The sequence below is a fragment of the Polynucleobacter sp. JS-JIR-II-b4 genome, assembly GCF_018687815.1.
Classification (GTDB): Bacteria; Pseudomonadota; Gammaproteobacteria; order Burkholderiales; family Burkholderiaceae; genus Polynucleobacter.
Map to the genome: position 1 here is coordinate 247,458 of NZ_CP061306.1, position 13,989 is coordinate 261,446.

The window sequence follows — 13,989 nt, forward strand, 5'->3', positions numbered from 1 at the left end:
CTAAATTCAAGTAGCTAAAAATATTCGGAGATTAAAGCAATGGAATTTAAAACGTATATGTGTTTGATATGTGGCTGGGTTTATGACGAAGCCACTGGTCTCCCTGATGAAGGTATTGCACCTGGAACCCTTTGGAAAGATGTTCCGATGAACTGGACTTGCCCAGAGTGCGGTGCTCGTAAAGAAGATTTTGAAATGATGGCGATTTAATTTATTAAATTCGAAAAAATAATGGCAAAAGTAGATCAAAACGAAGCGCTGTTTGAGCGCGCACAAAAGACTATCCCTGGGGGCGTCAATTCCCCGGTGAGGGCTTTTCGTCAGGTGGGCGGAGTTCCCCGTTTTGTTTCTAAAGCCAAAGGGCCTTATTTTTGGGATGCAAATGATCAGCGCTATATCGATTTAATTATGTCTTGGGGCCCCATGATTGTGGGTCATGCAAATCCAGAGGTAGTGGCTGCAGTTCAAAAAGCGGCTGAAACCAGTTTTAGTTTTGGCGCACCTACCGAAGGTGAAATTGAACTGGCTGAGCGTATTTGCGCTTTGATGCCCAGTATTGAGCAGGTACGTATGGTGTCAAGCGGCACTGAGGCAACGATGAGTGCCTTACGCTTAGCCCGTGGGTATGCCGGTCGCGATTTGATTATCAAGTTTGAGGGCTGCTATCACGGACACGCTGACAGCTTATTGGTAAAGGCAGGCTCAGGATTGCTTACTTTTGCTGACTCTACACAAAATGCACCTTCTTCTGGTGGTGTTCCACAAGATCTGGTGAAACACACTTTGGTGTTGCCATATAACGATGTAGCAGCCATTGAAGAGGTCTTTAAAAAGCAGGGTGATCAAATTGCCGCTGTCATCATCGAGCCTATTGCTGGCAATATGAACTTGATTAAGCCTTCAAAAGAGTTTTTAGCGGCTATTCGTAGTCTGACTAGCAAGCATGGCGCTGTATTAATTTATGACGAAGTCATGACTGGTTTTAGGGTGGCCTTAGGTGGCGCTCAGTCTTTGCAAGGCATCACTCCTGACCTCACTTGTTTAGGCAAGGTTATGGGTGGCGGTATGCCTATGGCAGCGTTTGGCGGCAAGCAAGAAATCATGTCTAAGCTAGCCCCGCTGGGTAATGTGTACCAGGCAGGTACGCTTTCTGGTAATCCGGTAGCTGTGGCTGCAGGCCTAAAAACTTTAGAGATTATCTCTAGAGAAGGTTTTTATGAATGCTTAACTGGTCAGACTGAGAAGTTAATGGCTGGCTTGAAACAGGGTGCAGATAAAGCAAATATTCCATTTGCTGTTGATAGCGAAGGCGGCATGTTTGGGTTTTACTTTACCAATCAAGTTCCTGCTTCATTTGAAGCGGTGACTAAATCCAATATTGATGCGTTTAAGAAATTCTTTCATCTCATGCTAGACGAAGGTGTGTATTTGGCGCCTTCAGCTTATGAAGCAGGCTTTACATCGATTGCACATGACAATGAGGTAGTCGATGCCATCGTTGCTGCTGCTGAGAGATCATTCAAAAAACTTTAAACCTTAAAAAGTTTTTAATTCTAAAGAGAAATTACATTCGAAGTGGGTGGTCATAGCCGCTCACCTGAATAATCTCTAATTTCTTGCTGTCTTTATTGGAGTCTGAGATTTCTAGGGCAGTGAGCTTTCCACCCCATACGCAGCCAGTATCTAAGCCAATCACGTTATGTTGGCGCAATAGCCCCAAGGTAGACCAGTGGCCAAAATAGGTAAGGACGTCCTGGGTTTTCCTGCTTGGAACGGTGAACCAGGGAACATAGCCTTTGGGACCTTGCTCTAAACCTTCTTTGCTCTCAAATTCCATTTGACCTGCGGGAGTGCAAAAACGCATTCTGGTGAGCGCGTTGGTGATTACTCGAAGACGTTCGTAACCTTTAAGTGACTTGCTCCACTTATTTGGAGTGTTGCCATACATATTGGCCAGAAAGTCTTTGTACGATTTACTGCGCAGTGTTTTTTCAACTTCTTGAGCGCATTCGATTGTTTGCTGTAAGTCCCATTGCGGCATTACGCCTGCGTGCACAGTTAAAACATTTCCATTGCTCAGTGCCATGGGTCTATTGCGAACCCAATGAATCAGCTCTTTTCTATCGGGCGCTGATAGTATGGGCTGAATCGTATCCAAGCCTTTAGGGTTGCGTAAGCCAGCATCAATGGCTAAAAGGTGCAGATCATGATTGCCTAATATGCATTCGGCACGACCTGACTCCTGCAAAGATTTGAGTTGGCGTAAAGCACCAAGAGAGTCTGGACCGCGATTAACCAAATCCCCCAAAAAAATCATCTTTGATTTTTGAGGAATTTTTTTAACGAGGGCTTTGAGGGATGGTGCGCAGCCTTGCACATCTCCCACGGCATAGATCTTGCTCATGCCCTATCTTAAATCGGAACTGCAAATAGTGTTCTATTAAGTTCTAAGGCGTGATGGATTAGGCAACCTTTTTCACCACGCTATAGCGCACCAAGGTATTTTTCCGCGCTTCATCGTGATCTACGACTGGTAATGGGTAATCTCGCCCAATAACTATCCCAGCAGCCTCTAATTCAATATGACCGGCCTGCCACGGGGCATGGATAGATTTCTTGGAGAGCCTTTCCAGTTGGGGCAGGTAGCGCTTGATGAACTTGCCCTCAGAATCAAACTTCTCTGATTGAGTAATGGGGTTGAAGATGCGAAAGTAAGGTTGTGCGTCACATCCAGATGAGGAGGCCCATTGCCATCCACCATTGTTTGAGGACAGTTCAAAGTCATTGAGATGTTCGGCAAAATAGGCTTCGCCCCAACGCCAATCAATACCCAGATCTTTTGTCAGAAAGCTTGCAACCACCATACGTAAGCGATTGTGCATATAGCCGCTTTGGTTGAGTTGATGCATTGCTGCATCCACTAGTGGATAACCAGTTTTACCCTCACACCAGGCAGCAAATAATTTTTTAGCCTTAACTCCAGACTCCCAGGCAATGTTGTCATAGTCAGGTTTAAAAGATGCGCCTGATGCAAGGCGGGGATGATTGGCGAGAATCATGAAATAGAAATCACGCCAGATCAACTCACTTAACCAAATGGTTGCACCCATACTGCCTGCCAGCATACGTCGATGGGCTTCGCGCACCAAACCTCTGATCGATAACATCCCAAAGCGTAAGTGGGCGGAAAGATAACTTACCCCCTTAATTGCAGGAAAGTCTCTGCCAATTTGGTATTGATCAATGCGGGATAAGAAGTCCTCCAGGAAGGCCTGACCACCCTCTGAGCCAGGCGGCAGATAGCTTTCGATACCAGTGGCACAAAACCCCATGGATTCTAAAGAAGGAAACGGCTCATTTAACTTTTTGGGAACAGCTGCTAGTTGACCTGGCTTTGGATTGCACTCATAAGCGGCTAGATCTTTTTCTTGCAGAGTTTTTAGCCAATTATTTTTATAGGGTGTAAAGATTGAGAAGACAGTATTAGAGTTGGTGAGGATTTCTTTTTTCTCAAAGATCACCTGATCTTTGAAAGTCTCAAACCCAATATCTTGTTGCTCTAATTTTGCTTTAACTATTTCATCGCGTTCAATTGCCGAAGGTTCGTAGTCGTGATTTACAAATATAGTGTCAACGCCGAGTTCTTTGGCAATCTCAGGAATGCACTCAGTCGGCTTGCCAAAGCGAACGATGAGTCCTCCACCTTGTTTACGTAATTCATCATCTATTTGCTTTAGACCTTGCCATATGAAATCCACGCGGCGGTCATGCTTTAGACCTTTGGGATCTAATTCACCCTTAAGCAGGGGCTTGAGGATATCTGTATCAAAGATAAAGGTGAGCCAAACCCTCTCACTTTCCTTGAGAGCATGGTGAAGGGCGGCATTGTCATAAAGACGGAGATCACGGCGGAGCCAAACTAGAGCTTTTTGCATAGCCCCTATATTAGGGCTTATTTAGCTTCATTGCAGGCGCCTGGGCTTGTCAGTCAGGTTAAGATCGTAGGGAATTATGGATACGATCTTTTTTATTTTGTCGAAGTTGGTACAGTTTTGTATAGAGCCACTGAATTGGGTGCCTATATTTACCTTCTTGGCTTTACTCTTTCTGTCCCTCCGAAAACCGCATCTCTGCAAGAAATTCCTGGTGCTCGCTTTGGTAGACCTGGCCCTGGTGGGTTGGCTTCCTGCATCTGAAGTGTTTCTGAGGGTGCTTGAGAATGCTGTGACGAAAATAGAGATTTCAAAATTATCAAATAATGAAATCGGCGGCATCATTATTCTAGGTGGCGCAATTGAGGGCGGGGAGATTGCAGTTGATCGTGGCGAGATTTCAATCTATTCATCTGCCGAGAGAGTCACTAAAGCCTTTGAGTTAATTCGTAAGCACCCCAATGTGCCATTTATATTTAGCGGTTACTCAGGCCGCATTCTGTCGAAAGGAGTTTCGGAGGCTGATGCATTTAAGCAGTTGATTCAAGAGCAGGGCTTAAGTGAGCAGAACGCTCACTACGAAAATCAGTCTCGAAATACTTACGAGAATGTTCTATATATGAAGCCAATGATTGAGGAATTTGGTTTAAAAGCAGATACGGGGCAATTAAAGCCATGGCTCTTGATTACCTCAGCTAGCCATATGTATCGCTCTACTAGGATTTTCCAAAAACAAGGATTAGAAGTGCTGCCAATGTTGGTAGATTATCAAACGGCCAATAACCTTCAGTGGACAACGTTTGACCTGGTGGATGGAGCTCGTAACTGGAATACCTTGGTTCATGAAATAGTTGGTCTTTTTGCTTATTGGATTACCGGAAAAATCTAGATATTCTGTAAAATAGACCTCATGACTTCTGCTAAAAAAGCACCCCCTGCTTCAGAACGAGCTTCTGTGTCAGAGTCATCAATTTCCTTTTCCGCAGACCATCTTGCCAATCAGTTTTTAATCGCCATGCCAGGCATGGTTGATCCCAACTTTGCCGGTTCCGTGATCTATCTCTTTGAGCACACCGAGAGAGGTGCAATGGGCTTGGTAGTGAATCGACCTACCGAGGTTGATTTAAAAACCCTCTTTGACAAGATTGAGTTGAAATTAGAGATTGCTCCCCTGTTAAAGCAGCCAGTGTATTTTGGCGGACCAGTTCAGATTGAGCGCGGTTTTGTTTTGCATGAGTCTGATTCACTAAGTCCTTATAGCTCTTCTCTTGTCATACCAGGCGGTCTGACAATGACCACTTCAAAGGATGTTCTCGAGGCGGTAGCTGCAGGCAAAGGACCACAACATTTTTTGATGACTTTGGGTTATGCGGGTTGGAGTGCAGGTCAGCTTGAAGAAGAAATCACTCTCAATGGTTGGATGAATGTGCCACTTGCACGTGAGCAAATGATTGAGATTATCTTCAATACCCCATCGAGTCAGCGTTACGAGAAGGCAGTGGGTCACCTAGGATTTAATTTATCGGATTTATCTGGTGAGGCTGGGCATGCCTAAGGCATTGACCATACTGTCTTTTGACTATGGAGCTCGCAGAGTAGGGGTAGCGGTTGGAAACTCGATATCTAAGTCAGGCCAAGCTTTAAAGACGATTGCTGCGCCAAGTAGCGATGCCTTGTTTAAAGATATAGAGATCCTTATAGCGGAGTGGCAGCCAGACCAATTGGTGGTTGGAAAACCAACCCATCCAGATGGAACGCCCCATGAGATGACGTCTAAAGCAACGCGCTTTGGCAATCAGCTACATGGACGCTTTCATTTGCCGGTTGCTTGGGTTGATGAGCGATATACCTCAGCTGTTTTAGAGGGGAATCCAGAGATGTACGACAATCTAGATGCCCATTCTGCCGTTTTGATTTTAGAGCAGTATTTTGCAGAGCAAAGCGCGAAGTCTTTAAATTAAAAGTAGATACAAAAATAGAATTGATATAAGCACCGGACCAAAGAATGAACGCTGAACAGTTATACGGAAAATTATTAGAGAATCTGCGCAACAGAAAACAAGAGGGTGCATTTGAGCTTGCAGGTCTCGCTATGGGAGGCGCATGGATTGCAGAGCGTTTGGCTAACGATTTAGGGCTTTCACACTTTGGCGTAATTAATGTGGCCTTTCATCGGGATGATTATGCAGAGAAGGGTATGACAGCTCTACGGACTGCCAGCACGATGACTACCCATTTACCGTTTGATGTAAACGGCGCTAATGTGATTTTGATTGATGATGTTTTGCTAACAGGTAGAACTGTCCGCGCGGCTTTAAATGAGTTATTTGATTTTGGTCGGCCAGCACAGGTTGAGTTGATGGTTTTGGCTGATCGAGGAAATCGTGAGCTGCCAGTTACTGCTAATTTTGCAGGCGAGCAGATAGAAGTTCCAGAGAATCAAATTCTGGTTTTAGAGAAAGATACCGCTGGCAAGTTCAGCTTTCAGTTAGAGGAGCGTGAATAATGAGTCAGTTAGTCAATCAATTTAACTCCGCTGGCGAGTTAACGCATCTTCTAACGCTTGAAGGTTTGCCCAAAGAGCAAATTCTTCATATTTTGGATACCGCGCAGCAGTTTGTGAGCGTGACTGATCCTGCGCGTGAAGTGAAAAAAGTCCCACTACTCAGGGGTAAAAGTGTATTCAACCTCTTTTTTGAAAACTCTACCCGCACTAGAACTACTTTTGAGATTGCTGCAAAACGTTTATCTGCGGATGTGATTAATTTAGATATTTCCACATCCTCCACTGCTAAGGGTGAGAGCCTTCTCGATACGATCGATAACTTAGTAGCAATGCAGGCAGATATTTTTGTTGTACGACATGGTGTTTCTAAAGCGCCTATTGAAATTGCCAATCACGTGCCAGCACATGTGCACGTTGTGAATGCTGGTGATGGTAGCCATCAGCATCCAACCCAAGGTTTGTTGGATATGTATACGATGCGTCACTTCAAACAAAGTTTTAAGGGTCTGAAAGTCGCGATTGTGGGTGACATTGTTCACAGCCGTGTAGCAAAGTCCAATATTCATGCACTAACTACATTAGGTTGCGAAGACATCCGTGCTATTGGACCAGAAAGTTTGCTCTCAAGTGATTTAGATATGCTGGGTGTTAAGGTATTTCATAGCATGGAAGAAGGCCTAAAAGACGTTGATGTGGTGATGACATTGCGTATCCAAAAGGAGCGTATGGAAGCCGGGCAAGTTCCTGAAGGCGATGCATTCTTTAAGCAATATGGTTTAACGCCTACACGTTTGGCCTTGGCTAAGTCAGACGCAATAGTCATGCACCCTGGTCCCATGAATCGTGGCGTTGAAATTGACTCGATTGTTGCTGATGGTCCTCAGTCAGTCATTCTGAATCAAGTCACCTTTGGTATCGCAGTGCGCATGGCTGTAATGTCTATAGTTGCCGGTAACTAAGATCATCAGCATGCAGTCTAAAAAACGTTGGTTGATTCTGTCGCATGGCTTCAATATGGATGGCCGTGCCTCAAGCCAAACGATTACCGACAAGATTCCTTATTTTCTAGAGGCAGGCATTGAGCCGATTGTCTTTAGTGCTATCACTGGAATTAAAGATCAACGCTTTCCTCATCGCCAATTTCTAGCTTGGGGCCCAGCAGCGTTCCGGTTTGATTTTCGTCATTGGATTGCAAATCAATACGGCAGGGGATTCTTCTACAAGATCTCAACCGGCATCGTTTCTTTACTGCTTGCTCCCTTTATTGCCTTGGAAAAGTTTGTTCTTGGCTATTCCAGTCAATGGTCTTGGTCGATTCCTGCCTACCTTCATGGCTTGCATTTGATTCGATCTGGCAAGGTTGATCTGATTTATTCAACAGGCGGAGCATGGTCTGCTCATTTGGCGGGTTTATGGCTCAAGAAGAAAACGGGCGCACCATGGATAGTAGAGATTCATGATCCTTTGGTCATTCGTCATAGTCCTGAAGATCCAGGTTTTGAAAAGCCTAGCAACCGTGATGCTCGCTTTAGACAATATTTAGAAAAGCAAATCTGCAAATATGCCGATTTAGCCTGGTGGTTTACTGATGGTGCCGTGCATTATGCGAAAGTACGCAACCCTAATTTAAATACCTTAAATAACGCTCATGGTTTTATGGTTCTTCCTGGCGCTGAACCTCCGGGGGGCTCAAGTGGCCAGCAAGCGCATCAGTATTCTGAGCATTTAAACCTATGTCACTTTGGTTCCCTAGCAAATGATCGATCTTTATCGACCATCCTGAATGCCTTAGTACCACTTTTTAAGAAGTATCCTCATGCAAGAAAGCATATCCGTATACATGCCTATGGAGCGCCCTTAGATTCATTAACAGTAGAAGCTCTCAAACAACTAGCATTTGAAGGTGTTTTACTCGCCCATGGACGTTTAGAAAAAGATCCTAGTACTGGTAAGTCAGGGCGTGAGCGCGTGGTTGAAAAAATGCAATCTGCAGACGTTTTAATACTTTTGCATGGTAATGATGAGTGGTGTGCGGAATACATTCCCTCTAAGTTTTATGAGTACCTTTGGACCGGCAGGCCCATTTGGGGTATTACCCATCGCAACCCTCAATTGGATCAAATGCTATTGGAGCGCTCTGCTTACTTGAGTCCTCAAAATGATTCTGAGGCCGTTGAACTGGCTTTAGAGAGAATTTGGTTGGACTGGGAAAGTAAGCAGTTAGTAGCGCCCAAAGGTGTCCCTATCGGTGTAAATCAGGCTGCATATAGAATACTATCTGAAGTACAAGCTAAAACTGAAAGAAGCGCTTGAAAGATATCGCCCTCTATTGCAAATCTTACCGCAGAGACTTTTTGCGTCTTAAGCGCCTGTTAGATTCAATAAATCGACACAACGTCGACCAAATCCCCTTTTATATTTCTACTCCCGAAGATCAATATCAGGAGTTGCAATCGGTTTTGGGTGTGGGCACCGGATACAGGTGGGTTTCTGATGAGTCGATTATTGCCTCCAATCCTCGAGTTCCTGATGGCATCGAAAAAACGAGATCTGGTGGTTTAAGTCAGCAAGCCATCAAATCGGAGTTTTGGCGCCTTGGTTTGGCTGAGAATTATGTTTGCCTCGATTCGGACTGTGTCTTTATTAAAGACTTCCATCGGTCTGATTTTTTAAGCTCTGATGGCACCCCATACACAGTCATCTATCAAAATAAAGAATTTTTCCAGCTATCGATTAATCGAGGGCATGAAAAAGTTGCAGCTAATCTTCGTAAAGAGGGTGATCGTGTAAAGGCTTTGTTTTCTAGGTTGGGACCTAACTACTATTGCCCATGCCCGCCATTTATTTGGTCAGCTAAGGTTTGGCAGTCTCTCGATAGACAATATCTTGAACCCAGAGGTTTGCATTTCTGGGATATTTCTAGTGACGAACACCCAGAGACACTTTTATATCTCGAGGCTTTATTGAACTTCCGTGCAATTCCTTTGTATCCAATCGAGCAATTATTTAGGATTTACTACTACGATTGGCAATACTATTTGGTGCGCAGAACGGGCGAGTCTGAGGCTAAATTAAAAGCAAATTATTTGGGCGTGATCTATCAATCAAACTGGGATTCTGGAATGGATTTTGGGGGAGCATCTAAATCCCTTGCCTCTCGTATAGTCAAGCGCTCAAAGCGTTTTGGAAGATATTTGCAAAGTTATTTTTAAGGCCAAATGGAAGCAAAGTTACCACTACAAGTCTTCGTAATCTCACTAGAACGCTCTACCGAAAGAAGGCGGAGGGTAGAGGAGCAGCTCAATAAAACAGGTATTCAATGGCAATTTTTAAATGCCGTAGATGGATATGCTCTTTCTGCAATGCCTTCTAGCTATAAACAGTCAAAGGTAAAAAGGCTACAGGGATATGAATTAACCCCTGGAGAGATTGGCTGTTTTTTATCGCACATTAAGACTTGGAATTTGTGTGTACAAAATAACATCACTACTCTGGTATTTGAAGATGATTTCCTTGTCGGCGATAAATTTGAGTCTGTGATTGATGATTTGCTAAAGATTGTTGACCAATGGAATTTGGCGAGACTGTCTGGAATTTATGAAACTCAGCATCAAATTCTACAAAAAAGATCAGATTATGATTTGGTTAAAAATCTTGGTGAGCCATGCGGAACAGCGGCTTATATGATTCAGCCAAGTGCCGCCAAAATCTTACTTGAAAATGCATCCGATATTTATGAGCCTGTTGACCACTACTTAGAGCATTATTCAAAGCATGGTCTTCGTTGCTTAGCCGCAAAACCCTATCCAATAGGGTTGGCACATACAAAGTCGACAATTACCGATCGCCCTGGAAGATTGCCAGTCAAAGGCTTACGTAAGACTATCCGATCTATCTGTCGTTTTATTGATAGATACACCAGCCCATCACCTTGGTTTCCGACGTAAGAGTTTAGGATGTTGCTGATTCGAGTATTTGCTTGATGAATTTTTTAAGCGGCTCGATTGATGGTCTGGCGAGTAAAAGCGGTTGTTCCGCGTAAGTTGCCAATGCTTCCTTAGAGTGCAGAATTTCCCCTAATTTGGTGAAATGACTAATTGCCATCGGCGCAAGATTGATGAATGCATTGGGATTAAAGTCCGCTTTTACATTTTCATCAGCCCAGGTGATGGGTAGGCATCCCGCCATAAACGCTTCTGGAATTTTCTCTGTGTAGTAACCAGGGTGCATGCCATTTTCGGGGCATAAATTAAAGGCAAACGCCTGGAGCTCATCAAATTTAATTAAGCCACTCTCTGAGTGATTTTTGATGAGTGGATTAAATGATTTACCAAACTCCACCACCTCGATTTGGCTCTTCACAGCATTTAATAAGGTGCCTCTAGGCTCTCTGAGGTGTGAGGCAAATATCGCTGCCTTTTGGGGGCGCATCAGAAAGTCATTGCCAAGCGGTTGCAGGAGGCGATTGATATCTAGCAACTTTCCGTATCTGGGGTTGGTGTTGCCAGTTACCCCTTGCGCAGACCAGTCAGCCACTTCCATCCAGTAAGGCATGCGGAAGTGATGGGGGCCAGATACCCCTAGATCGAAAGTTAGAGCATAGTCATTGGACACAAAATCATGCCGAAGATTCTCGCCGGTCTGGAAAAGGATCAAAGCTTGCTTATGCGATGCGGGGATAATCGCTTGAATCCCATCGCCTAGACTTTTAACTAAGGGTCTAAGCGGTTTGGGGCACCAAGCTAGCTTCTTTTTGCCTAAATTATGAAATGATCCGATAATCATCAAATCACATTTTTTTGGCTCAACCCATTCAATTTGATAGCCTAGGTTCTGACATATAGCTGGAACAAGGCTGGTTTTATAGTCGCTGGGCAACCCTACAGCGGATACTCGGATTGCAGTCATAAATACCTTACTTTCTACATGCCTATATGAAGTATTCAATTGTAATAACTACCTTTGACAAGCGCTTCGAAAGCGATCTCATCCCCCTCATTACTAGCATTAAAACTCTACGACCATCAGTAGAGATCATTTTGACAGTAAATGGACCTTGCCGCTCGCACTTTGATCAGGTTTATCGCTCAAATCTGATGAAATTTTTGTCAAAATGGGACGAGGTTTACCCAACCCTTTTTCCGGAATTCCAGTCCCTTGCGAAGATGTGGAATAGAGGAGTTCTTACTGCGTCCCATGAGAGGGTACTTATTCTTAATGATGACTTAAAAATCCCTGTAAATAGTGAAATGTCATTTTTTGAGCACTTTGAGCGCACACTTGAAGTGGCGCCGGAAACCTTCATCATTAATGGTAGCTTCTCTCATTTTGTCGTAAGTAAAAAAGAGCTAATGGAGGTCGGATTCTTTGATGAGCGCTTATTGGGTTTGGGTGAAGAAGATGGTGATTTTTATTGGCGCTATCACGAGAAATACAATAGAGAGATACCTGAAATCGCCATTGAGTTAATTGAAAACATTCATTCCGATGTGACCGATGGCGGTTACACAAAGGGTATTCGCACTGCTTCTCAATTTAACCGTGACTTTATGAAAATGACAAAATACAAAGACATGCTCTTTGGGGGTTATCGCGGTATGTTTGATAAGCGGGTCAAGAAACTATTAGTTGACGAGATTCAATATCCTTACGAAGACTTCTATAGAAAAAATAAAGAGCGTCTTTAAGCAGAGTGTCAGGAAAATAAGTCAGATTGATTAAGAAAAATAGATAGCTTTTTCTTCCAAGGTTTATTAGTAAAGTTGCGATGAATATAGCGCCCATTCTTTAATGTGGCCCTATAAAAGTCATTCACTCTGAGCCATGAATCTACCCTTTTTTCAAAAAGCTCCCCAGCAAATTTGGGATAGCGCTCTGAATATGGGTGGCGATAGTTATAGATTCTCTCCTTGAAGTCCTCGGTGCGCACCAAATACATCTGATCAGAAAAACCAATGGAATACCAGTGATCTGGCGTTTCATAAATCATCTCCTCTCTTATCGCTGCGTCAGACTGCTCCCACATTAGATTGATAACTTTTACCTGAGGATGCCTTTCTAAAGTTTTAATACCAATTTCAAGCCAATTTTTGGCGCTTTCTCTGGAAACCATGCTATCGCCAGAAAAATGTAATAAATACTGGGTTTTTGATAGATACAGGGATACCAATTCAGCGATTGAATAGTAATAACCCATACCAAGCGATTCTTTGCTGATTTCAAAGTGCTTTAGAGCTTGATTTGCATGCTCTGCCACATTGATATACTCGGTTATGACCTCATTTTTGACTAGACGATCAGCTTCTTTTAGAACTTCTCTGAGATTATTAACGTTATTAATGAGCAATATTTTTTTATCAAATTTATGATTACACGCTTTAATCAAATTTTTAAGACGATTAGTTTTAAGGATCAACTCCCAATCCTTCTCCCAAACTTTGGTTTCAAAGCTTATGGTCATGCGCTTGACTTTCTAAGTTAAACATAAAATACATAATGAGAACTTTACCTTACGCACCTCCAAATTGGCTAACTTTTATTAATGCTGATTAAAACAATCATTAATCTTTTAACTTTTTATCAAAAAGTCTTTAAGGGAAATCATTATTCATGTCGCAAAATTTCTCAGGCTTACTTTATTTGCGATCAACGCTATGATCGAGTAATCCGAGATTATTATGAGTATGTTGAGTCTCTAATTGCAAAAGATCTTGTAGAAATTCATACTCCATGCCTAGTTTTGTTGGATTGCAGCGGTTTTTCTTGGTTAAATACTTTCCTACCGATTAAAAAGATTGCGTTTCAGATAGAGCATACCCTTGTCAAGCCAGGCGCAAGAGATTGTGAGGGGGCGATACAAGGTCATGTTGCTATGTTAGGTGGTTCTGAAAGGTATTTGGTGCGCTTGGTAAACGCTTTGCAATTGGAGGGCGCTAATTTAGTGATTGAATATAGTCAAATTAATCAATTGAATATTCAAAAAAGCCCAGATTTGAAGGCTTATACAGCTAAATCTTTTTGCATCAGTCCTGCTCTCTATCCATTACTTGAGTATTCTCTAGATTCATCTAGCTATCGGACTCTTAATACCGTTACCTTATTTGGGAATCCAGAAGAGCCCCGTAGGAAAAAATTTCTTGTTACGCTGGCTACATTAGGGATTAACAGTCAAAATATCAATCAGGTTTTTGATGGGATAGAAGATCTTTATCGTAATACACAAATTTTGATTAATATTCGACAAACTGATCACCACGATACTCTCGAAGAGTTAAGGGTTTTACCTGCATTAAGATGTGGAGTGATTGTGGTTAGCGAGCGAGCTCCTCTCATCGAGCGAACTCGCTATTCACAATATATTATTTGGGGTGAATTGGATGAATTGCCTGCCTTAGTGAAGGAAGTGCAGAGTAATTATGATTATTGGCATAAAAAAATATTCGATAATTCTGGGTTCATTAGCCGAATGAACAGAATTTCAAGACGTAATCAGTTGGTATCATTAAGGGCAGTTAAGTATTTAGGGGATTTATAACTTCATTCTAGGTTTTA

At 43.0% G+C, this 13,989-nt stretch carries 16 protein-coding genes; 12 read left to right on the forward strand and 4 right to left on the reverse strand.

The features are described from left to right. The first annotated feature begins 39 nt into the window (after positions 1 to 39). Positions 40 to 210, forward strand: a complete 171-nt coding sequence (locus tag ICV90_RS01320) for a rubredoxin (RefSeq protein ID WP_215359029.1) — start codon at positions 40 to 42, stop codon at positions 208 to 210. 21 nt (positions 211 to 231) lie between these two features. Then, positions 232 to 1,533 (forward strand): glutamate-1-semialdehyde 2,1-aminomutase, encoded by a 1,302-nt coding sequence (hemL, locus tag ICV90_RS01325; protein WP_215359030.1) that lies wholly within the window; start codon positions 232 to 234, stop codon positions 1,531 to 1,533. Between the two features lie 31 nt (positions 1,534 to 1,564). On the opposite strand, the gene ICV90_RS01330 is transcribed toward hemL, so the two are convergent. Together ICV90_RS01330 and ICV90_RS01335 are read right to left on the reverse strand one after the other, a co-directional pair. After that, positions 1,565 to 2,404 (reverse strand): symmetrical bis(5'-nucleosyl)-tetraphosphatase, encoded by an 840-nt coding sequence (locus ICV90_RS01330; protein ID WP_215359032.1) that lies wholly within the window; start codon positions 2,402 to 2,404, stop codon positions 1,565 to 1,567. A 58-nt stretch (positions 2,405 to 2,462) separates the two neighbouring features. After that, complete coding sequence (locus tag ICV90_RS01335; RefSeq protein WP_215359034.1) at positions 2,463 to 3,935, reverse strand: deoxyribodipyrimidine photo-lyase; 1,473 nt, start codon at positions 3,933 to 3,935, stop codon at positions 2,463 to 2,465. Positions 3,936 to 4,011: 76 nt separating this feature from the next. Here ICV90_RS01335 and ICV90_RS01340 point away from each other — a divergent pair, with 76 nt between their 5' ends. From ICV90_RS01340 to ICV90_RS01375, 8 genes are all read left to right on the forward strand, one after another. Continuing rightward, on the forward strand, positions 4,012 to 4,821 hold the full coding sequence (locus ICV90_RS01340; RefSeq protein WP_215359036.1) for a YdcF family protein: 810 nt from the start codon (positions 4,012 to 4,014) through the stop codon (positions 4,819 to 4,821). Between the two features lie 81 nt (positions 4,822 to 4,902). Further along, a complete protein-coding gene (locus ICV90_RS01345; RefSeq protein WP_215360294.1) occupies positions 4,903 to 5,487 on the forward strand; it encodes a YqgE/AlgH family protein in 585 nt (194 codons plus the stop codon). Continuing rightward, positions 5,480 to 5,893, forward strand: coding sequence for a Holliday junction resolvase RuvX (gene ruvX / locus ICV90_RS01350; RefSeq protein WP_215359038.1), 414 nt, complete (start codon positions 5,480 to 5,482; stop codon positions 5,891 to 5,893). The genes ICV90_RS01345 and ruvX overlap by 8 nt, the downstream gene beginning before the upstream one ends. A 44-nt stretch (positions 5,894 to 5,937) precedes the next feature. Then, positions 5,938 to 6,438, forward strand: a complete 501-nt coding sequence (pyrR, locus tag ICV90_RS01355) for a bifunctional pyr operon transcriptional regulator/uracil phosphoribosyltransferase PyrR (protein ID WP_215359039.1) — start codon at positions 5,938 to 5,940, stop codon at positions 6,436 to 6,438. Further along, the gene (locus ICV90_RS01360; RefSeq protein WP_215359041.1) at positions 6,438 to 7,397 is read left to right on the forward strand and encodes an aspartate carbamoyltransferase catalytic subunit; all 960 of its coding nucleotides are present in this window, start codon (positions 6,438 to 6,440) and stop codon (positions 7,395 to 7,397) included. The genes pyrR and ICV90_RS01360 overlap by 1 nt, the downstream gene beginning before the upstream one ends. Before the next feature lie 10 nt (positions 7,398 to 7,407). Beyond that, complete coding sequence (locus ICV90_RS01365; protein WP_215359042.1) at positions 7,408 to 8,751, forward strand: glycosyltransferase; 1,344 nt, start codon at positions 7,408 to 7,410, stop codon at positions 8,749 to 8,751. Continuing rightward, the gene (locus tag ICV90_RS01370; RefSeq protein ID WP_215359044.1) at positions 8,748 to 9,650 is read left to right on the forward strand and encodes a DUF6492 family protein; all 903 of its coding nucleotides are present in this window, start codon (positions 8,748 to 8,750) and stop codon (positions 9,648 to 9,650) included. The genes ICV90_RS01365 and ICV90_RS01370 overlap by 4 nt, the downstream gene beginning before the upstream one ends. A 6-nt stretch (positions 9,651 to 9,656) precedes the next feature. Beyond that, entirely contained in the window at positions 9,657 to 10,385 is a 729-nt protein-coding gene (locus ICV90_RS01375; protein WP_215359046.1) for a glycosyltransferase family 25 protein, read from the forward strand. Between the two features lie 4 nt (positions 10,386 to 10,389). Here the strand turns inward: ICV90_RS01375 and ICV90_RS01380 are convergent, their stop codons facing one another. Further along, a complete protein-coding gene (locus ICV90_RS01380; protein WP_215359048.1) occupies positions 10,390 to 11,346 on the reverse strand; it encodes a glycosyltransferase family 10 domain-containing protein in 957 nt (318 codons plus the stop codon). Between the two features lie 131 nt (positions 11,347 to 11,477). Between ICV90_RS01380 and ICV90_RS01385 the strand changes: the two genes are divergently transcribed. Then, a complete protein-coding gene (locus ICV90_RS01385) occupies positions 11,478 to 12,125 on the forward strand; it encodes a hypothetical protein (protein WP_215359050.1) in 648 nt (215 codons plus the stop codon). 8 nt (positions 12,126 to 12,133) lie between these two features. On the opposite strand, the gene ICV90_RS01390 is transcribed toward ICV90_RS01385, so the two are convergent. Beyond that, positions 12,134 to 12,898: a hypothetical protein gene (locus ICV90_RS01390; RefSeq protein WP_215359052.1), complete on the reverse strand. Its 765-nt coding sequence runs from the start codon at positions 12,896 to 12,898 to the stop codon at positions 12,134 to 12,136. Positions 12,899 to 12,979: 81 nt separating this feature from the next. Here ICV90_RS01390 and ICV90_RS01395 point away from each other — a divergent pair, with 81 nt between their 5' ends. Continuing rightward, on the forward strand, positions 12,980 to 13,972 hold the full coding sequence (locus ICV90_RS01395) for a hypothetical protein (protein ID WP_215359054.1): 993 nt from the start codon (positions 12,980 to 12,982) through the stop codon (positions 13,970 to 13,972). Positions 13,973 to 13,989: the final 17 nt, after the last annotated feature.

Coding starts and splice junctions, on each gene's coding strand:
- ICV90_RS01320 (WP_215359029.1), top strand. CDS start 40: ATGGAATTTAAAACGTATATGTGTTTGATATGTGGCTGGGTTTATGAC.
- hemL (WP_215359030.1), top strand. CDS start 232: ATGGCAAAAGTAGATCAAAACGAAGCGCTGTTTGAGCGCGCACAAAAG.
- ICV90_RS01330 (WP_215359032.1), bottom strand. CDS start 2,404: ATGAGCAAGATCTATGCCGTGGGAGATGTGCAAGGCTGCGCACCATCC.
- ICV90_RS01335 (WP_215359034.1), bottom strand. CDS start 3,935: ATGCAAAAAGCTCTAGTTTGGCTCCGCCGTGATCTCCGTCTTTATGAC.
- ICV90_RS01340 (WP_215359036.1), top strand. CDS start 4,012: ATGGATACGATCTTTTTTATTTTGTCGAAGTTGGTACAGTTTTGTATA.
- ruvX (WP_215359038.1), top strand. CDS start 5,480: ATGCCTAAGGCATTGACCATACTGTCTTTTGACTATGGAGCTCGCAGA.
- pyrR (WP_215359039.1), top strand. CDS start 5,938: ATGAACGCTGAACAGTTATACGGAAAATTATTAGAGAATCTGCGCAAC.
- ICV90_RS01360 (WP_215359041.1), top strand. CDS start 6,438: ATGAGTCAGTTAGTCAATCAATTTAACTCCGCTGGCGAGTTAACGCAT.
- ICV90_RS01365 (WP_215359042.1), top strand. CDS start 7,408: ATGCAGTCTAAAAAACGTTGGTTGATTCTGTCGCATGGCTTCAATATG.
- ICV90_RS01375 (WP_215359046.1), top strand. CDS start 9,657: ATGGAAGCAAAGTTACCACTACAAGTCTTCGTAATCTCACTAGAACGC.
- ICV90_RS01380 (WP_215359048.1), bottom strand. CDS start 11,346: ATGACTGCAATCCGAGTATCCGCTGTAGGGTTGCCCAGCGACTATAAA.
- ICV90_RS01390 (WP_215359052.1), bottom strand. CDS start 12,898: ATGACCATAAGCTTTGAAACCAAAGTTTGGGAGAAGGATTGGGAGTTG.
- ICV90_RS01395 (WP_215359054.1), top strand. CDS start 12,980: ATGCTGATTAAAACAATCATTAATCTTTTAACTTTTTATCAAAAAGTC.